The 20,548-nt window shown below is 64.7% G+C and carries 18 protein-coding genes; 8 read left to right on the top strand and 10 right to left on the bottom strand.

Annotated elements, in window-relative coordinates; translation table 11 throughout:
* Positions 1-286: 286 nt before the first annotated feature.
* Complete coding sequence (locus G6P99_RS26180; protein WP_029082817.1) at positions 287-799, bottom strand: MarR family winged helix-turn-helix transcriptional regulator; 513 nt, start codon at positions 797-799, stop codon at positions 287-289.
* Positions 800-1,253: 454 nt separating this feature from the next.
* Here G6P99_RS26180 and G6P99_RS26175 point away from each other — a divergent pair, with 454 nt between their 5' ends.
* The 3 genes from G6P99_RS26175 to G6P99_RS26165 all read left to right on the top strand — a co-directional run bounded on the left by G6P99_RS26175 (position 1,254) and on the right by G6P99_RS26165 (position 4,567).
* On the top strand, positions 1,254-2,786 hold the full coding sequence (locus G6P99_RS26175) for a porin (RefSeq protein ID WP_029082818.1): 1,533 nt from the start codon (positions 1,254-1,256) through the stop codon (positions 2,784-2,786).
* Positions 2,787-3,240: 454 nt separating this feature from the next.
* Positions 3,241-3,420, top strand: coding sequence for a hypothetical protein (locus tag G6P99_RS26170; RefSeq protein ID WP_051346515.1), 180 nt, complete (start codon positions 3,241-3,243; stop codon positions 3,418-3,420).
* Between the two features lie 184 nt (positions 3,421-3,604).
* Positions 3,605-4,567, top strand: a complete 963-nt coding sequence (locus G6P99_RS26165) for an SDR family oxidoreductase (protein WP_165123860.1) — start codon at positions 3,605-3,607, stop codon at positions 4,565-4,567.
* On the opposite strand, the gene G6P99_RS26160 is transcribed toward G6P99_RS26165, so the two are convergent.
* The 4 genes from G6P99_RS26160 to G6P99_RS26145 form a co-directional block, all read right to left on the bottom strand.
* On the bottom strand, positions 4,568-5,035 hold the full coding sequence (locus G6P99_RS26160) for a GcrA family cell cycle regulator (protein WP_029082820.1): 468 nt from the start codon (positions 5,033-5,035) through the stop codon (positions 4,568-4,570).
* Positions 5,036-5,085: 50 nt separating this feature from the next.
* On the bottom strand, positions 5,086-5,286 hold the full coding sequence (locus tag G6P99_RS26155; RefSeq protein ID WP_016844973.1) for a hypothetical protein: 201 nt from the start codon (positions 5,284-5,286) through the stop codon (positions 5,086-5,088).
* 172 nt (positions 5,287-5,458) lie between these two features.
* Positions 5,459-7,285: an AMP-binding protein gene (locus G6P99_RS26150; protein WP_029082821.1), complete on the bottom strand. Its 1,827-nt coding sequence runs from the start codon at positions 7,283-7,285 to the stop codon at positions 5,459-5,461.
* A gap of 85 nt (positions 7,286-7,370) precedes the next feature.
* Positions 7,371-8,312 (bottom strand): acetamidase/formamidase family protein, encoded by a 942-nt coding sequence (locus G6P99_RS26145; RefSeq protein WP_029082822.1) that lies wholly within the window; start codon positions 8,310-8,312, stop codon positions 7,371-7,373.
* A 66-nt stretch (positions 8,313-8,378) separates the two neighbouring features.
* On the opposite strand from G6P99_RS26145, the gene G6P99_RS26140 reads away from it, so the two are divergent.
* The 3 genes from G6P99_RS26140 to G6P99_RS26130 all read left to right on the top strand — a co-directional run bounded on the left by G6P99_RS26140 (position 8,379) and on the right by G6P99_RS26130 (position 11,283).
* Positions 8,379-9,173, top strand: coding sequence for a YdcF family protein (locus G6P99_RS26140; protein WP_029082823.1), 795 nt, complete (start codon positions 8,379-8,381; stop codon positions 9,171-9,173).
* Positions 9,174-9,251: 78 nt separating this feature from the next.
* Positions 9,252-10,037: a DUF169 domain-containing protein gene (locus G6P99_RS26135; RefSeq protein ID WP_165123857.1), complete on the top strand. Its 786-nt coding sequence runs from the start codon at positions 9,252-9,254 to the stop codon at positions 10,035-10,037.
* A 73-nt stretch (positions 10,038-10,110) separates the two neighbouring features.
* Positions 10,111-11,283 (top strand): saccharopine dehydrogenase family protein, encoded by a 1,173-nt coding sequence (locus G6P99_RS26130; RefSeq protein ID WP_029082825.1) that lies wholly within the window; start codon positions 10,111-10,113, stop codon positions 11,281-11,283.
* Positions 11,284-11,415: 132 nt separating this feature from the next.
* Here the strand turns inward: G6P99_RS26130 and G6P99_RS26125 are convergent, their stop codons facing one another.
* Positions 11,416-12,612: an FAD-dependent oxidoreductase gene (locus G6P99_RS26125; protein ID WP_029082826.1), complete on the bottom strand. Its 1,197-nt coding sequence runs from the start codon at positions 12,610-12,612 to the stop codon at positions 11,416-11,418.
* A gap of 96 nt (positions 12,613-12,708) precedes the next feature.
* Between G6P99_RS26125 and G6P99_RS26120 the strand changes: the two genes are divergently transcribed.
* A complete protein-coding gene (locus G6P99_RS26120) occupies positions 12,709-13,233 on the top strand; it encodes a MarR family winged helix-turn-helix transcriptional regulator (RefSeq protein ID WP_029082827.1) in 525 nt (174 codons plus the stop codon).
* Here the strand turns inward: G6P99_RS26120 and G6P99_RS26115 are convergent.
* From G6P99_RS26115 to G6P99_RS26100, 4 genes are all read right to left on the bottom strand, one after another.
* Positions 13,205-14,473: an O-antigen ligase family protein gene (locus G6P99_RS26115; RefSeq protein WP_035977446.1), complete on the bottom strand. Its 1,269-nt coding sequence runs from the start codon at positions 14,471-14,473 to the stop codon at positions 13,205-13,207. The two genes, G6P99_RS26120 and G6P99_RS26115, sit on opposite strands and share 29 nt — an antisense overlap.
* 141 nt (positions 14,474-14,614) lie before the next feature.
* On the bottom strand, positions 14,615-16,156 hold the full coding sequence (locus G6P99_RS26110; RefSeq protein ID WP_029082829.1) for an undecaprenyl-phosphate glucose phosphotransferase: 1,542 nt from the start codon (positions 16,154-16,156) through the stop codon (positions 14,615-14,617).
* Between the two features lie 115 nt (positions 16,157-16,271).
* The gene (locus tag G6P99_RS26105) at positions 16,272-17,405 is read right to left on the bottom strand and encodes a glycosyltransferase family 4 protein (RefSeq protein WP_029082830.1); all 1,134 of its coding nucleotides are present in this window, start codon (positions 17,403-17,405) and stop codon (positions 16,272-16,274) included.
* Between the two features lie 3 nt (positions 17,406-17,408).
* Positions 17,409-18,035, bottom strand: coding sequence for a polysaccharide biosynthesis/export family protein (locus G6P99_RS26100; RefSeq protein ID WP_051346504.1), 627 nt, complete (start codon positions 18,033-18,035; stop codon positions 17,409-17,411).
* A 176-nt stretch (positions 18,036-18,211) separates the two neighbouring features.
* Between G6P99_RS26100 and G6P99_RS26095 the strand changes: the two genes are divergently transcribed.
* Positions 18,212-20,548, top strand: a complete 2,337-nt coding sequence (locus tag G6P99_RS26095) for a GumC family protein (RefSeq protein ID WP_029082832.1) — start codon at positions 18,212-18,214, stop codon at positions 20,546-20,548.

Genomic DNA, 20,548 nt, shown 5'->3' with positions numbered 1-20,548 from the left:
GGCCTTCCAGTCGACCGGGCGAGGCCATGGATAGGTCACCCCGCTGAGCAGCGAGGCTGTTGCCGGACCCGGTCGGGTGCCTGGAGCGTTTTCGAGCGAAGTGCCTACCGGTTCGCGTAAAGAAAACGCGTCAAAACAGGAATCCAGAGCCCCGTTCCGATTCCATCGGAACGGAAAAGGCTCTGGTCGAATCGTGGGGCCGTGATCCTAGAGCGTTTTCGAGCGAAGTGGGCACCGGTTCGCGTGGAGAAAACGCGTCAAAACAGGGCGCGCCGCGCCGGTCGCTTCAGGTATCTGAATCCATCGCGACGATCAGACACGCCTTTTCCAGGCGGTTGTTGAGCATCGCAAGCTTGGCCGTGAATTCGGCCAGTTCGGGCTCGCTGAACTCCTCGAATACGGTCCTCTTGAACGCCTTGTGCCGGCTGGCGAGGCCCGCCAGATGCTTCCTCGTCTTGTCGGTCAGCGACAGCCGGACCACGCGCGCATCGGCCAGGGAGGGGGTGCGACGCAGCAGCTCCTTTTGCTCGAGCAGCTTGGATTGCGTGGTCACGAACGACGGATCGACGTGCAGCAGCTTCGACACCACGTTGATCGGCACGCCGTCATCCTTGTCGAGATCCGAGATCGCGATCAGAATCATCCATTGCGGACCGCTGACGCCAAGCGCCTTGCCCCAGATCTGGCGGACGCGTTCGAGGTGCGAATTGATCGAGGAAATCTCGAGCGTGAAGCGCTTGATGATGTCGAGATGCTCGACGGCGCGCAGGCGCGTGGTATCCTTCCTGGTCACTGACACAGCTTCCCCTTCCCTGGCGCCGGCTTCAGCTTTGCGCTGATTTGATTCTTCTTTTCCCGCGTCGGCGGGAGGTTTTTTCCAGTAAGTCGCTCAGGAAGGCAAGTGAACGTAAAGTAATTATGAAGCCGGTGTGACGTTGGGAATTTTTCAGGTGCGACAAGTTTTCCCATGTGGGCAAGGGCTTACGGGCAGCGTTGCCGGCGAGACACAGTGTGGCCGCAATCGCATTCCTGACTTTATAAACTATTTTGATTGGCGAACTCGCCAAGGCATATTGAACCCGGCGGTAGGGGAATCTCGATCGTCCCGTTGCGGTGATCGTTCAAGTCCGTCGCACTCCACAGATTGATCTGCGGGTGCGGGGTTTGGGGAAAGCGGTCTTGGACAATGCGGGAGGATCACGGGGCGCTCGCAGCTCCGGACTCTACGCATATGAGCAACTTGGAGGTTTAATATGAATTTGAAGAGCCTTATCCTGGGCTCGACGGCTGCGCTGGTCGCGGTCGGCGGGGCACAGGCGGCCGATCTTCCCGTAAAGGCCAAAGCGGTCGAGTACGTGAAGATCTGCTCTCTTTATGGTCCGGGCTTCTACTACATCCCCGGCACCGACACTTGCATCAAGCTGGGCGGCTACCTGCGCGCTGACGTTGTGGTGAACGGCAACAGCGTCTACGGCCCGAACTACAACGGCGCGAGCGGCTCCAACAACCGCTTCACGAACGGCTACACTTGGCGTTCGCGTGAAGACTTCAACATCGACACGCGCACCGCGACCGAGTACGGCGTGGTCCGCACCTACTTCGACGCGGTGTTCACCTGGACCTCCGACACCTACACCGGCCAGGGCAACGGCTCGACCGTCTACTCGGCGATCGGCTCGGCTTCTGCGCCGAACAACGCTGGTTCGGGCAACGTGGCTGCCGGTGCGGTTGGCGTCTACTACGCCTTCATCCAGTTCGCCGGCTTCACCATGGGTAAGGCGGTCTCGCAGTTCGCTGCTCCCTGGACCGCTTATCCGGGCAACAACTACGACGGTCTCGTCGGTGGCGTGAACACCACCAACGGCATCAACCAGTTCACCTACACCGCTCAGTTCGGCAACGGCGTGCAACTCGCGCTGTCGGCGCAGGACCAGGTGGCGTACAATCAGGCTGGCGTGAACAACCTCGGCGCCGGTGGTGCTTACGGCACCAGCGACTACGCCGGCACGATCGCGCCGGACTTCGTCGCTGCGCTGAAGGTCGATCAGGCTTGGGGTATCTTCCAGGCGTCGGTCGCTGCGCACGACAACCACGCGGCCTACTACGGCGGCACCGAGTTGACCGGTCATCCCGACGACAAGTGGGGTTGGGCTGGTGCCTTGGCCCTGTCGATCAAGAACATCCCGACCGGAGCTGGCGACACCATCAACATCCAGGGCGTCTATACGGACGGTGCGACCCGTTACAACATCCAGGACCTGGCCAGTCAGGCCGGCTCGATCGCCATCTATAGCGGTTCGAGCTTGCCCGGCGTCTACGGCAGCGTTGGCTTCGGGACGGCACCCGACACGGTGTTCGGCCCCGGCGGAGCGCAGCAGTCCATCAAGACTTGGGGCATGCGTGGTGCGTATACCCACAACTGGGATCCGTACTGGAACACCGCCATCTACGGCGCCTATGCCGCTATCTCGTACAACGACACGTCCAAGGCGCTCATCTGCGGCGTTGGCGGCGTGGGCGGCACCTTCCGTGCGGCGTTCGCTGGCGGCGCTGGCGTGACCAACTGCAACCCCGATTACAACATCGCTCAGATCGGTGTGATCACCCGTTGGACCCCGGTCAAGAACCTGACCTTCTCGGCCGACGTGACCTACTCGCACCTCGACCAGAAGTATTCTGGCGTGATCACCACCTCGGCTACCGGCGTCGGCAAGCCGGTCGCGACCTACGAGCTGAAGGATCAGGACACTGTCCAGATGCTCCTCCGCGCTCAGCGCAACTGGTAATACCGGTTGATCTGATCACGATCCAACAGAACCCCGGCAGGCAACTGCCGGGGTTTTTCTTTGGCAAGAATCGATTGCTGATCGATTGCGGAAGCAGAGCTGCGTCATCTCGGTCCACGCGAACGACGAGGACGAGCCATGCGATTCATTGGCCGCAAACTTATTTACTTACCTGATCTACTAAACTATATCTGCAGTGGCCAACAACACATTGAATGATGGCTCTTAGCTCGCTGCTAAGCCTCCCAAACCTCCGGCAATGCCCTGCCGGAGGTTTTTGATTTAAGGCTGGACCGCTGCTGCCCGATCGTGAGGCGCGCTGCCATTGCCGGCTGCCAACCGCACACAGGTTCACATCGTCTCGCCGATTCGACGCCGTCAAGATTTGACGGAATCGATCCGCAGTGCATTCTCGCCATTCATGGGACTCTTCAAGAACAGCCGCCTCGCGCGCATGAGCAGCGGCCACTATTGCTTGATACGGGATCTCGGGCTGGTGAAGGGCGGCAAAGGGTTGCGGCACCATGAGGTGGTCATCGACTTCTCGTGGCGCGGCCTCCTCAAGCTGGTCCTGAGCGCCGGCAGCGCGGTGCTGCGGCGGCGCGCGCCTGTGCACATCGAGACCGCCGAATAGCGCGCTTTTTGATCGATGGATATTGTTCGCAACACGGAATGATTTCGTTGCACGGCCGGCCGCCTGGCAGGCGCCGTTGCTGGGCGATAATTCGGTGATGTAGAGTGCCTCAGCCAAAGCGGCTGGGACTGCGATCCGCGCTCCCGCCAAAACGAACAAGAAGCAGGGAAGGAACGGATCTCGCATGAAGGATTTTGCTAGAAAGATTGCCGTCATCACGGGTGGCGGCACGGGCATGGGACGCGAACTCGCGCGGCAGCTCGTTGCCGAGGGATGCAATGTCGCGATGTGCGACGTTTCGGCCGAGGCGATGGCCGAGACCAAGCGGCTTTGCGAGGTCGAGAAGCTGCCGCAGGGCCTGCGCATCACCACCCACATCGCCGACGTGTCGATCGAGGATCACTACAAGCGCTTCCGCGATGAGCTGATCGAGCAGCAGGCCACCGACAAGATCCACCTGCTGTTCAACAACGCCGGCATCGGTGGTGGCGGCAGCCTGTTCACCAATACGCGTGAACAGTGGGAGCGCACCTTCAACATCTGCTGGGGCGGCGTCTACCTCGGCGTCCGCACCTTCCTGCCGCTCTTGGTGAAGGCCGACGAGGCGCACATCGTCAACACCTCGAGTGTCAACGGCTTCTGGGCCTCGGTCGGCCTGGGCGTGTCGCACACCGCCTACAGCGCGGCCAAGTTCGCGGTGAAGGGATTCACCGAGGCGATGATCAACGATCTGCGTCTCAACGCGCCGCATGTGAAGTGCTCGGTGGTGATGCCCGGCCATATCGGCACCTCGATCGTGTCGAACTCGCGCAAGGTGCAGAATGGCTCCGACCAGCTGAACGCCGACGAGCTCAAGCAGGCCCGCCAGCGGCTGCAAGGGCAGGGCATCGACGTCGCCAAAATGTCGGATGCCGACATCCAGCAGATCGCACTCGACCGCGCCCGCATCTTCCACGACGAGGCGCCGACCTCGGCCGCCGCGGCGGCCAAGATCATCCTCGACGGCGTCAAGGCCGAGCGCTGGCGCATCCTGGTCGGCGACGATGCGCATACGCTCGACGAGCGGGTGCGCAACACGCCCGAGCAGGCCTACACGCCGGAGTTCTATCAGAACCTGGTCGCGGCGACCGGCTGGAAGGTCGGCTGATCAACGCATCGCGCGCTGGCGCGATCCGGCCTGATAGGCGAGGCGGTAATGCCCTGAGCAATAGGGCATGCCGCCGAGCGGGGTGTTGCCGCAGAAGCAGAAATCATCGGCGCCCGGCGTGCTGATTGGCCAGCGGCAGCGCTGCTCGCTCAATTCGAACAGCGAGCAGTTGTTGGCGCTGACAACAGGCGCATCGTCGGCTTCCCGTTCGTAGACTGCCTGTAGCAACTGCAACTGCTGCTTCGCCGTCGCCCGTTGCGCGGCATGCGCGCTGGATCTCTTCCGCCGCCGGGCCCGGCGCTCGTCAGGTGTCGTGCGCGTGAGGTTCAGCCGCGACAGCTTGCCGATCACCGCATTGCGGCTGACGCCGATATTGACGGCGATGTCGCGGCAGGAGAGGCCGGCTTCGAAGTAGATCTTGAGTTGGTCGACGCGCTCCGGCGTCCAGGTTGGTTCGATGGCAATCATCTGACGGTTCCACGTTCTGTGTTGAACCGCCGCGCTGGCACACCCCCGCGTCAGGGCGTGCGGCCGTTGTCGCGGATTGCAAGCAACCCGTCCTTGATGGCGAGCCGAATGCCTTCCTCGATCAATGTCCGTGCAACGCCCGGGACGCTCGTGCCGTGGGTGCCCTGTCGCACCAGCTTCTCGAGATAACCAATGGTCGAGAGCGCCAGAGTGACCGGGACGCGGTCGGTTTCGGCCTTTTCTGTAGCCATGAGAAAACGCTTAACCCTGAACGCCTGTACTGAAAAGTATCTATTTAGAGTCTATTTAGGAGTAGGGCAGTTCGTCAAGCCGTCAGCTGCGAGAGCGGCCAGCCGCGCCCACGCACGCAGGAGGCAACTCCGGCGTGATGTTCGGGGCAGAATATTCAGGTAAATGAAGGCGTTAGGATCGCATCTCGACCTTGACCGGGAACTTCTTCAGAAGCCGCTCCGCCGTTTCGGCCTTGTCAGGTGGCGCGTTCACGCTCAGGTACAGCCCGCGGGATGGATCGGTGATGGCGTCGACACTGACCTCGCCAGACAACCCTTCCTGCGCCAGCAGCTCGCGCGCCGCCTCGCCGGCGGCGATCTCGCGCAGCTTCGGCTTGAAGATCTTGCCGACCGGCGTGACCGGCATTTCCGCAATCACCGACACTGCGCGCGGGCGCGCCGGCGGCTCCGGGATGTTGTCCTGCACGAAGGCAGCCAGCGCCAGCGGATCGATATGGACGCCGGGCTGCGCCGAGACGAACAGCATCGGCACTTCGCCGGCATAGCTGTCGGGACGTCCGACCGCGGCCGCCAGCGCCACGCCCGGGAAAGCCAGCGCTGCATCCTCGATCGCGCGCGGGTCGATGTTGTGGCCGCCGCGGATGATGACGTCCTTGGCGCGGCCCAGGATGTAGACGAAGCCGTCGGCATCGATCCGGCAGATGTCGCCGGTGCGCAGCCAGCCGTCGCGGAACGCCTCTTCGGTCTGCTTCTTGTCGACGTAACCGGCAAACACCTGCGGGCCCCTGGTCAGGAGCTCGCCGACCGGTGACGGCCACGGCCCGGTGTGCAGCTTGCCGCCGTCGAGGATCGCAAGCTCGACCAGCGGATTGCGGGTGCCGACGCTTTCGGCGCGCGGCTTCACGCCGTGGACGTCATGCGTGATGGCGCCGGCGAGTTCGGTCATGCCGTAGAGCTGCTGGATGCAGAGACCGCCCCAGGCCTCGAGATAGCGCCGCTCGATCTCCAGCGGTAGGATCGAGGCGCCGACGGCGGTGACGCGCAGGCTCGATATATCGCTGTCGCTGACCGGGATGTCGGCGATCGCGCCGAGCGTTGTCGGCACGCCGCCGGCGATATTGACACGGTAGGTCTCGACGATGCTCCAGAAATTCCTGACCAGTGCCGGATCACGCGCGCCGGCGGGTCCGGGAATGAACATGGTCGTCCCGGCCGCAAGTGCATTGGCCGAGGTGCAGAACAGGCCGCCGACATGGAACAGCGGCATCGTAATCATCGCGCGTTCGCCGCGATGGAAGTCGAGCGCCATGCGCGAGGAGACCACGGAGGCGACCATCGCACGGTTGGTGAGCCGCGCCACCTTGGGATGCCCGGTGGTGCCGCCGGTGGGCAGCATCACAGCAACGCGGTCAGCCTCGCCAATATCCTTCGACTTGCCGTAGTCGTCGCGCCAGGCTGGATCAGGCTGTAAAACCTCGCCGTCGAAGGCGATGCGGCCGTCGAGCGGCACGATCACGACGCGCTGCAACGACGGCACCTCGCGCTGCAGGCCCTCGATCTTCTCATAGAGCCCGCCCGGCGTGCCCGGCGGCGGCGCCAGCAACAGCTTGGCCTTGACGGCATTGAGCTGCGCGACGATCGCCTCGCGCGTGAACAGCAGGTTGAGCGGTTCGGCGATCGCGCAGGCAGCGGCGCCAAAGATTGCGACCATCGTCGCCGGGCAGGCCGGCAGCAGGATCGCAACCGCGTCGTCCTTGCCGATGCCACGGCCGCGGAAGTAGTTTTCAGCCGCTTTCACGCAGCCCATCAGCTGATCGTTCGAGATCACGACCGGATTGGGATCGAGCGGCGAACGCAGATAGATCGCGGCTTCGGCGTCCGGCGCGCCCTGCGGGCCGCGGGCAATGAGGTCCAGGATGCGCGGGCAGGCGGCGAGCGCCTCCTGCATCTCCTTGTCGCGCAGAGCCTCGTCGGCCGGCGAAAGCCTGTCCTTTAGCATGTCCGTCCCCGTCCATTCTTGTTCGTTGGGACGGGGATTGTATCGAGCCGCGCTCGCGGAACAAGTGCGGCCTATCGACCGCCTGTCAGCCGTGGACCACCGATTTGGCGATCATGCAGTGAATGCCCTTGGAGCCGTTGACCGTCTGCGTCACCCGCAGGTCGGCGGCCAGGCTGCACAGCGTATAGGCGTCCTCGCGGGACAGATTGCGCTTCTCGCCGAGCAGCACGATCATGTCGCGCAGCGCCCGCACCACGCACTGGTCGAGGTCGGGATCCATCGCCATGGTCATGTAATGGTCAGCGGTCTCGGCGCGCGGGTAGGCGAGCTTGAGATCCTTGCGCAGGGTCAGGCGGAAGCGGCCGGTGAGCGCGGTCTCGATCGCGGTGACGCAGACCTCGCCGTCGCCCTGCACGCCATGGCCGTCACCGCAGGAGAACAGTGCGCCGGGCACGAACACCGGCAGATAGAGCTTGGCGCCGGCGCCGAGCTCCTTGTTATCGAGATTGCCGCCCATCGCGCGCGGTATCAGCGAGGAGATGCGGCCCCAGGCCGGCGGCGGCGAGACGCCCATCACCCCGAAGAACGGCTTCAGCGGCAGATCGAGCCCCCAGGGCATGCGGCCGACCATGCGCGCGCGATCGAGCGGGATGTTGAGGATGCGCGTCTCGTGGAAATCGTCGGGCAGGGTGCCGGACAGCGGCTTGATCAGATTGTAACCCCAGTCCTGGCGCAGCTGGACGTCGAGAATATCGACCTCGAGCACATCGCCGGGCTCGGCGCCGGCAACCGCGATCGGGCCGGTCAGAATGTGCCCGGGCACCATCCGCTCATTCTTCGCATGGATGTCGTCGAGCTCCGGCGGCACGACAAACTTGCCGCGGTCGGGCACCACGTCGGGGCCGCCGCTGACGGTTTCGATCGTGACCTCGTCGCCGCTCGCGATCGTCAGGACCGGTTTCAGCTTGGCTTCAAAGAAGCCCCAATGGCAGGTTTCGGGACTGGACTTCAGATGATGATGGGTCATGTGACTTCTTTTTATTGCGTTCCCGGCAGCGTATGACGCTGTAGCAGAACTTCGCAGAGGCTTCCCTTGTTTTTTGTGCTCTCCAAGACGCTCGGCATCATGCTGCTGCCGATCAATTTCCTGATAGGTATCGGCGTGATCGGCGCCGTGCTGCTGCTGACGCGGTTTGCGCGTCTCGGCCGCAGGCTGATGGTGGGCGCGCTGCTGCTGCTCGCAATCTGCGGCTTCTCGCCGCTCGGCAATGTCCTGATCGCCACGCTGGAGCAGCGCTTCCCGCCATGGGACGCCTCGCGCGGTGCGCCCGACGGCATCATTGTGCTTGGCGGATCGATCGATGCCGATCTGTCGGTTGCGCATGGCACGCCGGTGGTGCGTAGCGCAGCCGATCGCGTCATCGCGGCGGCAGCGCTCGCGCGCAGATACCCGAATGCGCGCCTCGTGTTCACCGGCGGCAGCGCGAATTTGATCTCGAACGATGCGCGCGAAGCCGACTATGCCGCCGAACTGTTCGAGAGCCTCGGCATTCCCAGATCGCGATTGATCATCGAGCGCCGCTCGCGCAACACGGTGGAGAACGCCGAGTTCTCCAAAGCGCTGGTCGATCCGAAGCCTGGCGAGCGCTGGCTGCTCGTGACATCAGCCTATCACATGCCGCGTTCGGTCGGCCTGTTCCGCAAGGCGGGATTCAGCGTCGAGGCCTATCCGGTCGACTGGCGCGCCGGCAATGTCATGAGCTTCGCAACGTTTGCGATCGACGGCCTGTCGCGCACCGACGTCGCCACGCGGGAGTGGATCGGGCTCGTGGCCTATCATCTGGCGGGCAAGAGCGATGATTGGCTGCCGGGACCGGCGGCGCGTTAGGCCTGTCGTCCATCAGTCAATCCGGCTAACATGGCCACAACAGGCAACGCCAAGCCGCCGATCACGGGAGTTTTCGCCATGCAACAGCAGGCACCGCCGGAACAGTTCGACCTCGGGGCAATCGTCGCCGATCTCAACAACCTGCTGCGGCTGAAGACCACGGTCATCGGCATCAAGATGTTCGCGCGCGTCGAGGAGATGGAGGCTATCCCGAAGATCCGGCGTCCGTCGGCGGTCCACACCACCGACCAGATCGTCAGCATGGCCTCGCGGCTCGGCTGGACGGTCGGCATCACCGGCGACGATCTCGTTGGCGCGCAATGCCGCGCGGTGATCGGGCTCGCGCCACAGGACGAGAAGTGGCTTGCCGGCGAAAGCTATGTCGGCGTCTGGCACGGCACCGCCGAAGACGCGCGCAAGCGCCAGGAGGCGCTCGACGTGGTGCCTTACGGCCAGTACCAGGCGATGGCGGTGAGCCCGCTGACCAGCGGCCGGCTCAATCCGCCCGACATCTGCCTCGTCTATGCGACGCCCGGGCAGATGATCATCCTGATCAACGGGTTGCAGTACACCGGCTACAAGAAGTTCGAATGGGGCGTGGTCGGCGAAACCGCTTGCGCGGATTCGTGGGGCCGGGCGCTGAAGACCGGCGAGCCGAGCCTGTCGCTGCCGTGCTTCGCCGAGCGCCGTTATGGCGGCGTGCCCGACGAGGAGATGCTGATGGCGCTGCCGCCGGCCTATCTGGTCAAGGCGATCGCCGGCATGAAGCAACTCGCCAAGAACGGCCTGCGCTACCCGATCGCGCCCTATGGCATCCAGGCCGACGTGCGCGCCGGCATGGGTGTGTCCTACGCCAAGAAATAGCGGCAAGAAGTAGTCGATTGCGTCGTCGCGCCCGCAATGACAAAAGGGCGCCCAATCGCAGGGAGCCAGATCCATGTCCTCGAAACTCGACATCGTCGTCTATGGCGCAACCGGCTTCACCGGCCAGCTGGTCGCCGAATATCTCGCCGCGCATTATCGCGACGGCAGCCTGAAATGGGCGATGGCCGGGCGCAGCAAGGACAAGCTCGCTTCGGTTCGCGACGCGATCGGCGCGCCTGCCGACACGCCGCTTATCGTGGCCGATGCCAGCGACGCCGCGTCGTTGAAGGCGATGCTGGCGCAAACCAAATCGGTGATTTCGACGGTCGGTCCGTATCAGCTCTACGGCAATGAGCTGATCGCGGCCTGCGTGGAAAGCGGTACCGACTATTTCGATCTGTGCGGCGAGCCGGTCTGGATGCGGCAGATGATCGACAAATACGACGCCGCGGCAAAGGCCAGCGGCGCGCGCATCGTGTTCTCCTGCGGCTTCGATTCGGTGCCGTTCGAGCTCGGCACCTTCTTTGTCCAGGACGAGGCAAGGCGCGTGTTCGGCGCGGCCGCACAGCGCGTCAAGGGCCGGGTGCGCGACATGCGCGGCACGCTGTCCGGCGGCACCGCCGCGAGCGCCAAGGCGACCTTCGATGCGGTCGCCAAGGACCTCAGTTTGGTCGCGATCCTCAACAATCCCTTCGCGCTGACGCCGGGCTTCGAAGGCCCGAAGCAGCCGCGCGGCAGCAAGCCTGCCTATGAGGACGATCTGCACTCATGGACCGCGCCGTTCATGATGGCGCTGATCAACACGCGCAACGTCCACCGCTCCAACATGCTGATGGGCTTTCCCTACGGCCAGGACTTCATCTACGACGAGATGGTCCTGACCGGTCCGGGCGAAAAGGGCGAGGCGAACGCCAAGAAGGTGATGGCGCTGAATTCGGAGAAGACCGGGCCGAGCGCGCCGAAGCCGGGCGAGGGACCGTCAAAGGAAGAGCGCGAGAACGGCCGTTACGATCTGCTCTATCTCGCGGTCGCGCCCGACGGCCGCACGGTCCGCGCCGGCATCAAGGGCGATCGCGATCCCGGCTACGGCTCGACCTCGAAGATGATCTCGGAATGCGCGATCTGCCTGTTGCGCGATACGCCTGATGTCGCCCCCGGCTTCTGGACCCCGGGAGCCGCGATGCAGCACAAGCTCATCAAGCGCCTGGTCGATCGCGCCGGGCTGACGTTTGAGGTCGAGAAGTAGTTCGCGTAGCCTTGTTCAGTGTCATCGCCCGGCTCGACCGGGCGATCCAGGTATTCCAGAGACGATGGTACTCGAACGGATAAGCCGCGGCGTACTGGATGCCCCGCTTTCGCGGGGCATGACAGTTGCGAGCTAAGCCGCGCGTGGATTGTACGCGTACATAAAATCCATGCCTTTGGACGACACCGGCAGGATCAGCTTCAGCATGTGATCGCGCAGCCAGGCGCCGGTCGGGCTGAACTCACGCTTGTTGTTGCCGTTGCGGCGGGCGATCGCCACGATCTTCTCGGCGCGCGGGCGCCGTTCGTGCTCGAAGGCCTGGAAGGTCAGGCCGAGCTCCTGGCCGTCGCGCATCAGCACTGCGAGCCGCAGCGCATCTTCCAGCGCGAGCGACGCACCCTGGCCGGCATGCGGGCTGGTGGCGTGCGCGGCGTCGCCGATCAACAGCGTGCGCTTGCGCGACCAGGTCGGCAGCGTTGCGACGTCGAGCGTGTCGGTCACCGCGATATTCTCCGCAGCCTCGATGATCTCGGGGATCGGTGCGTGCCAGCCGGCGTGGAAATCGCGCAGATGCTGCCTGATGGCATCCTGGTTTTGCAGCCGGTAGGCCGCCGCGGTCATGCCATGCGACGGCTGCGTGCTCCACCACATCGCTCCGGTGTCCGGATCGGGGCTGCACAGCCCGTAGCCGAAGAAGCCGCTTTGCCCGAACGTGCTCGCCACCTTCTGGCCGATCGGCAGGCGCTCGATCATGGCGCGCGGCACGAAGCCGCCGAAGCCGATCAGCCCGGTGTCGAACGGCGTCGGCCCGTCGGGGATCACGTGACGCCGCACCGCCGAATGCACGCCGTCGGCGCCGATTACGAAATCGCCCTCGGCGGTGGTGCCGTCGGCGAAATAGGCGATCACGCGCTGGTCGCCGCGATCCTCGATCTTGACCAGCCGCTTCTCGAAGAACACCGAGACGTTCGAGGCCCAGGCCTTGTCGATCAAGGTCTCGTTCAGGGTCGCGCGACACATGTTCACCGCGGGCTGGCCGAACCGCTGCTGCATGTTCTGGTTGAGCGAGCCGAGCTTCTTGCCGCCCTGCGAATAGAAGTCGAAGGACTCGGCGATCGAGCCGTTGCGGATCAATTCGTCGGCGAGGCCGAGCTCCGCCAGCACATGCATTCCGTTCGGTGCGATCTGCAGCCCGCCGCCGATCCCGGTGGAGTAGGGCCATGCTTCATAGAGCTCGGCCTCGATGCCGGCGCGGGTCAGGAACATCGCGGTCACCGGGCCTGCGATGCCGGCGCCGATGATGAGTGCCTTGCGGGGACGTCGGGTCATCGTGTCTTGCTCCATGCATCCGTGTCGGCTAGGAAGGGTTAGCAGCTAATCATCTTAGCTGCTAAGATATTTATCGACTAAGGTATGAGGTGAGCCTTGTCAAGCGCGAAATCGCGCGGCGCCTTGCTGCAGGAGCTGGAAGAGGCGCTGCGACGGTCGTCGGCGCAGGGCGTGCTGTACGGTCAAACCGTTGCCAACGTGGCGGGAATTTCCGGTTCCGACCTCGAATGCATCGACATCGTCCTCCTGGAAGGACGCGTGACGGCGGGTCGCCTTGCCGAGGTCACCGGGCTGACCACGGGAGCGATCACCGGCGTGGTCGACCGGCTGGAGAAGGCCGGCTATGTGCGCCGCGAGCGTGACGAGAGCGATCGGCGCAAGGTGTTCATCTCGGTCGTGCCTGAGGCGGTCGAGAAGATCGGGCAGTATTACGTGCCGCTGCAGCAGGCAATGCAGAAGGTCTTCAGCGGCTATAGCGAGGACGAATTGCGCCTGCTGCTGCGCTTCACCAATGATGGTTACAAGGGCGTATTGGGGGCAACCGGCGCACTGAAAGTCGTGATCGATACGCCGCCGGAGCAGCGCGCCAATCTCAAGATGCTGCCGAAGTCTTGCCGGTGACCTGCGCCGCCGTCGCGCGGTAGCGCTCGGCCGCCGCGTACATGCCCCACATCGTGCCCAGCATCATCCAGAAGTGCCGCCAGTGGTCGGTATCGATGATGAAGCTCTCGCCGACGAAGCCGAGAAACCCGGCGAAGATGGCGAGATAGTCCCGCTGCCACGGCACCCGCATGTAGATGTAGCGGAAGCCGATGAACGCGCTGACGAACACCAGCGCCGGATAGCAGATGCCCGAGATCCAGCCGCCCGACATGAAGGCGTTGAGATAGGAATTGTGGGTGTCCTCGGGGAAGTAGGTGTGGAATTGCAGCGGCCCGATGCCGAACGGCAGCTCGAGCGCCATCTGGGCGCCGAGGATGTGACGGCCGAACCGGCCGAAGCGGCCTTCGTCATAGCTCTGGTCGAAGCTCGCGCGCTGCTTGAACATGTCGGCGACCGAGCCGATCGAGAGCAGCACCGCGATCAGCGCCACCGCCAGGACCGCGGCGATCAGGGTCATCACGATGATGCGCGAGCGCTGTGCCTGCGTGCGGCTGGTGAACACCATCATCGCCAGCATGAAGGCCGCGGTGATGACGAGGCCGCCCCAGGCGGCGCGGGAGAACGACAGCAGGATCGCCAGCGAGATGATGCCGAAGGCGATGGCGTTGCGGAACGCCTTGCCGAAGCGGTCGGAGACGACGCTCTGCAGCGTGAACAGCGCCGGCAGGATCAGGAACGCGCCGAGCACGTTCGGATCCTTGAAGGTGCCGCGGGCGCGGTCGTACAGCGTCAGCAGATCGTAGCCGCCGGGCACCAGACGGAAATAGCCGGCGATGCCGGCGAGCGAGGCGATCATCGCGCCGACGATCAATCCCCGGCGCAACATGTCGAGGCGGGCTTCGGTGTCCTCCGACATCACCATCGCGAAGAAGATGACGGTGACGGCCATGTACCAGGAGGTGAGGACCCAGTTCACCACCTCCGGCTTGTCGAGGAACGGCACCGCGCCGATGCTGTAGCCGACATTGAGCACGATCAGTGTGAACAGCAGCGGCATGAACACGAGCCGCATGCGCAGGCCCGTGGCGAAGAACACCACGCAGGCGGTCAGCGTGACGAGTTCATACGGGCTCGGCTCGATGAATACGATGGCACCGGATGCACCGGCCAGCCACACCAGCGCTCGCTGTAGCGCCAGCACGCCCGCTGGCGCCGTGGTCAGCGAATGGGACGTCCCGGCTGTCGCCGCATAGGCCATCGGATACTCACGCAACGCAACAGATACACAAACAAGCGCTCGTCATTGCGAGGAGCGTCAGCGACGAAGCAATCCACCTATCCCCGAGCTGCGATATAGATTGCTTCGCTACGCTCGCAATGACGGCAGTTAGTCTCGATCTCAGTACGCGTTCTCGTTCTTGGTCAGCAACGAGAGCGGCGTCTTGAGCAGGATGTAGAGGTCGAACAGCACCGACCAGTTCTCGATGTAATAGAGATCGTACTCGACGCGCTTCTGGATCTTCTCGTCGGTGTCGACCTCGCCGCGCCAGCCGTTGATCTGCGCCCAGCCGGTGATGCCGGGCTTGACGCGGTGGCGCGCGAAGTAACCGTCGACGGCCTCGTCGAACAGCTGGTTCTGCAGCTTGCTCTGCACGGCGTGCGGGCGCGGACCGACCAGGGAGAGGTTGCCCTTCAGCACCACGTTGAACAGCTGCGGCAATTCGTCGAGCGAGCTCTTGCGGATGAAGCGGCCGACCCGGGTGACGCGCGGATCGTTCTTGGTCACGACCTTGGAGGCGGTCGGATCGGCCTGGTGGTGGTAGAGCGAACGGAATTTGTAGACGTCGATCCGCTCATTGTTGAAGCCGAAGCGCTTCTGGCGGAACAGCACCGGGCCGGGGCTGTCGAGCTTCACCGCGAGCGCCACCAGTCCCAGCACCGGCAGCGCGGCGAGCAAAGCGAGGCCGCCGACCACGCGGTCGAACAGCCATTTCAGCACCAGATCCCAGTCGGTGATCGGCGCCTCGAAGACGTCGAGCGTCGGCACGTTGCCGACATAGGAGTAGGAGCGGGGGCGGAAGCGCAGCTTGTTGGTATGGGCCGACAGCCGGATGTCGACCGGCAGCACCCAGAGCTTCTTCAGCATCTCCAGGATGCGGGTCTCCGCCGAGATCGGCAGCGCGAACAGCACGAGGTCGACGCGGGTGCGGCGGGCGAACTCGACGATGTCGTCGACCTTGCCGAGCTTCGGTGAGCCGGCGCAGGTATCCATGGCACGGGAGTCATTGCGGTCGTCGAACACGCCAAGCACGTGGATGTCGGAATCATCGTCGGCGTTCAGCGCCTCGATCAGGTGCTCGCCGTTCTGGTCGGCGCCGACAATGATGGTGCGGCGGTCGAGCCGCCCGTCATGCGCCCAGGCGCGCACCATCGATCGCAGCAGCACCCGCTCGGCGATCAGCACCACGAGGCCGACGCAGAAGAACGACGACAGCCAGACGCGCGATACCTCGCCGCCGAGCTTGGCCAGGAAGGAGACGCCGATGAACAGCAGGAACACGAAGGCCCATGACGAGATCATCCGCGTCATCTGGCGGAGCTGGCCGCGGAAGATCTGCACCTGGTAGATGTCGGCGGCCTGGAAGCAGACCACGGCCGCGGCTGACATGCCGAGGATCGAGGCGATGTATCCCCAATGGATGCCGCCGGCGAGCGGGCGGACATAGGCGAAATAGAGCCCGACGCCGACCAGGCTGAGCAGCACGAAATCGGCGACGCGGACTACGCCCGCGATCACCACCGGCGAATAGGCGCCGCGAACTTTTTGATTGGTAACGGCGAGTGCGGCCGGCGACAGGCGCCGGCGGCGTTCGACCTGCGGCTTGGCAGCCGTTGCAGACGCAGCGGCATCCAGCATCGAGCGTGCGTTAAACGGTTCCACGAGTCCACGTCCATTCCTGCGCATGCAGATGGGCATCCGCGCGCCGCAGCGAAATTCCCCTGGACGTGACTTAAGGGGACAAATCGGAAGAAACGGTTACGTGTGCAAGAAGTGGTTAACGTTTGGCAAATGCGTCGCGGTAGCCGGCCAGCACGCCCTCGACCATCGCGCTCTGCGAGAAATGTTCGGATATCCGCTCACGCAGTTTTTGCGCGCGCGCCGCGGTCGCCGTGGGATTGTCGAGAGCGGCCTTGATGGCGTCGGCCATCGCGGCGGCATTGCTGGGCGTGAACAGGGCGTCGCTGAGGGTGTCGAAGATCTCCGGGATGCCGCCGACATTGGCGGCGATCATCGGAACACCGGCCGCGCTCGCCTCGATCACCACGTAAGGCATCGAATCGCCGCGTGAGGGAACCACCAGCAGGCTGCCCTTGGAGAAACCGAAGCGCGCCTTGACGTGGCCGATGAAGCGGACGGCATCGCCAAGCGACAGCCGCTTCACCTGCTCCTTGAGCCGCTCGAACTCCTCGCCGTCGCCGCCGAGCGTCAGCGTCACCGGCTTGCCGTCGGCGCGCAGCTTCGCCACCGCGTCGATCAGGAGATCGGCGCCCTTGATGCGCCGGAACTCGCCGACATAGGCCACATCGGTGGCGTCGTCGGCCCTGGGCACCGGCTCGAATTCCTCTGATGTGACGCCGTTGAAGACGCAGCGCACGAGGCCCGCCGGCTTGCCTACGGTCCGCTGATAGGTGTCGCGGGCGAACGCGCTCTCGAACAGGAACAGGTCGGTGCTGTTCATCAGTGTGCGCTCGAGCTGGCTGTAGAAGCGGCCTTTCCAGGTGTCGAGCGGGTAATGCAGTGAGCCGCCATGCGGCGTGTAGACCCGGATCACCTTGTCCGACCGCCGCCGCAGCCGGACATAGGCGCCGGCCTTGGCGCCATGGCCGTGCACGACATCGGGCTTCAGCTTGCGGATCAGGCCGGCGATGTGCGCCCAGACCATGAAATCGGCGAAGCGCGGTTCGCGGCGTATCGCCACCCGGTGGACGCCGAGCTTGAGGCGTGGCTCGATCTCGGCCAGCACCGCGTCGGCACGCGCGCCGCCGGTCAGACTGTCGGCGACGATGCCGACATGATGGCCGCGTTCGATCTGGCCGTTGGCGACATCGAGGATGTGACGAATGATGCCGCCGACCGGGGCGCGGACGACATGCAGGATGCGCAGCGGCTGTTCCTGATTCTGTGCCATCGATCAGAACCAGCGTTCGCCGACGAACACGGTGTCACCGGGGCCGAGCGGCGTGCCCAGCGGCACGACGAAACGGCCCGCGCCCGATGCATCGGTGTGGGTGAGGGTGACCTGGTCGCGCCTGGCGCGCGGCGAGAAGCCGCCGGCGATCGCGACCGCGCTCTCCACCGTCATGTTGGGCACATAGGGATATTGGCCGGGGGCTGCGACTTCACCGAGGATGAAGAACGGCCGATAGGACTCGATCTCGACCGCCACCGAAGGCTCGCGGATGAAGCCGTTGCGCAGCCGCGCGGTGATCTCGGCGGCGAGCCCCGCAGGCGTCCGGCCGCGCGCCGGCACCGAACCGATCAGCGGCATGGTGATCGCGCCAGCCGCGCCGATCGCATAGGAGTTGGTCAGGCCTTCCTGGCCATAGACCACGACGCGGAGCTTGTCGCCGGGGCCGAGATTATAGCCGCCTTGCGGCGGCGCGGGCTCGGCATAGGCCACGGGAGTAGCGAAGGGCGGCTGGGCATAGGCCATCGAATCGAGGCCGGGGTCGCCGGCGACCGGCGACGTCCGGCCCATGCAGCCCGACAGCGCGAGCGCAGCAATCAGACAAACAAGGGGAGCGCGCAAATCGCGCATGTCAGGAATCCCGAGAAAATACCGGCCCCCGATTAACGGCACGCATGGTTAACAAAGAATGACGGTGTGGTGGCGGCGGCCATATCCGTCAACCGCGCCGATTAACCCAGCAGCAACCTTAATGGACTGTAATCGCGGCCATTGAGGTGGAATCGCGGCGTCCGCGGGAGTTCGTTATGCGTTTTGCATTCTGGCGTAGAGGCAAGGAAAAGGCCGTCGTGCAACGGGCGTTGCCGAAGTCCGCGCCCGTTGCCGACGAGGTCGGCGTCAAGCCGGCCCCGCCGAAACCTGCTCCCGACAAGCCGGCGGCTCCGTCCGAGGCCGCCGATCTCGATCTGCATGTGCTCGGCCGCGCGCTGGCGCGCAAGCGCGGCTGGATCATCGTGCCAACCATCCTCGCGTTCGCGCTGTCGCTTGCCGCCGTCAATATCGTGACTCCGCGCTACAAGTCGGAAGCGCGAATCCTGATCGACAATCGCGAGAACGCCTTCCTGCGCCCGAACGGCGAGCGCGACCTGGAGCGCAGCTCGCTCGACGCCGAGGCCGTGACGAGCCAGGTGCAGCTGCTGCTGTCGCGCGATCTCGCGCGCGACATCATCAAGAAGAACAAGCTCGCCGAGCGTCCGGAGTTCGATCCGGTGCTGCGGGGCTTTTCCCCGCTGAAATCGCTGCTGGCGCTGTTCGGCATCGGCCGTGACCCGTTCAGCCTGACGCCGGAAGAGCGGGTGCTCGATTCCTATTACGAGCGCTTCCAGGCCTACGCGGTCGACAAGTCGCGCGTCATGGTGATCGAATTCCAGTCGGAGGATCCCGAGCTTGCGGCGCGCGTCGCCAACTCGATCGCGGACGGCTATCTCGTGCTGCAGCAGGCAGCGCGGCAGGACCAGGCCAAGTCCGCCAGCACCTGGCTGCTTGGCGAGATCGACAAGCTGCGCAGCAAGGTCGCGGAAGCGGATTCGCGGGTCGAGGAATTCCGCTCCAAGTCGAGCCTGTTCGTCGGCACCAACAACATCCCGCTGTCGAACCAGCAGATGGGTGAATTGAACACGCAGCTCAACAATGCCCGCGCGCTGAAGGCCGATGCCGAGACCAAGGCGCGGTTGATTCGCGAGATGCTGCAGGGCGGCAAGCCGATCGAGGCTTCGGAAGTGCTCAATTCCGAGCTGATCCGCCGGCTGGCCGAACAGCGCGGCACGCTGCGCGCACAACTCGCCGAGCAGTCGTCGACGCTGCTCGACAACCATCCGCGCATCAAGGAATTGAAGGCGCAGATCGCCGACCTCGACCGGCAATTACGCGAGGAGGCCGGCAAGATATCGCGCTCGCTGGACAACGATGCCCGCGTCGCCGATGCCCGCGTCCAGGCGCAGCAGGCGGGCCTGGACCAGTCGAAGAAGCAGGCGTCGTCGAGCAACAGCCAGGACGTGCAGCTGCGCGGGCTGGAACGTGAAGCCAAGGCGCAGCGTGACCTGCTGGAAGCCTATCTCGCCAAATATCGCGAGGCGACCTCACGCGAGAATATCGAGGCCGCGCCGACCGACGGCCGCATCATCTCGCGCGCCACGGTCTCGAACACGCCGGCCTATCCGAAGAAGCTGCCGATCGTGCTGATCGCGACGCTGGCGACGCTGTTGCTGTCATCAGGCATCATCATCACCGGCGAGCTGCTGCGCATCTCGGCGCCCGGTGCGGTTGGCCGTGCCTTCGCGCCGGCAGCCGCGGTAATCAGGCGCCGCGAGCCGATCATGGAGACCGTGACCGCGGACGAGCCGGCACTGACGCTGCCGGCTGAACCCGAGTTCGAATCGCCGCTCGCACCCCAGCTGCCACAGGAGCCTGAACTGCCTCTGGCACCCACGGCCGCTTACGAACCTGCCCTCAGCGCGCCGCAGCCTGCGCCCGCAGAGATCGTCGACGAGATCGACGAACTGGCCGAACGCCTTGTCGCGGCCGGTCCCGCCGCCCACAAGGTCACGGTGCTCGGCCCGGCCGCCGGCGAGAGCGTCACGATGACCGCGCTGACGCTGGCGCGTCTGATGGCGCGTCAGGCCAAGGTCGTGGTGGTCGATCTGGTCGCATCCTCGCCGGTGCTGACGGCGGCGACCGTCGACCCCACAGCACCCGGCCTTGCCGAACTGATGCAGGGCGAGGCGACGTTTGCGCAGATAATCACCAAGGACCGGCAGTCGCGGGTTCAGATCGTCAGCGCCGGACGTCCGGGCTTCGATCGCAGCCATCTGCAGTCGCCGCGGCTGGGGCTTGCGATCGACGCGCTGCTGCGGGTCTATGACCACGTGCTGCTCGACGCCGGCACGGCCGTCGACCTGCCGGCCGAACTGCTGACCGCGAAAGCGCAGGCGGTCGTCGTGCCCGACGCCGCCATGGCGCAGGATGCGCGCCGGTCCATGGTCGCTCAGCTCAAGGCCGTCGGCTTCTCCGAAGTGACGATGCTGAGCAAGCCCTGCGCGCCGTCGGAAGCGGTCGTTGCTGGCCCGCGGGTGGTGGCGGCCTGA

It is taken from the genome of Bradyrhizobium sp. 6(2017) (assembly GCF_011058295.2).
Classification (GTDB): Bacteria; Pseudomonadota; Alphaproteobacteria; order Rhizobiales; family Xanthobacteraceae; genus Bradyrhizobium; species Bradyrhizobium septentrionale.
Note: the sequence above shows the minus strand (reverse complement) of the source record. Positions and strands in the feature narration are given on the sequence as shown.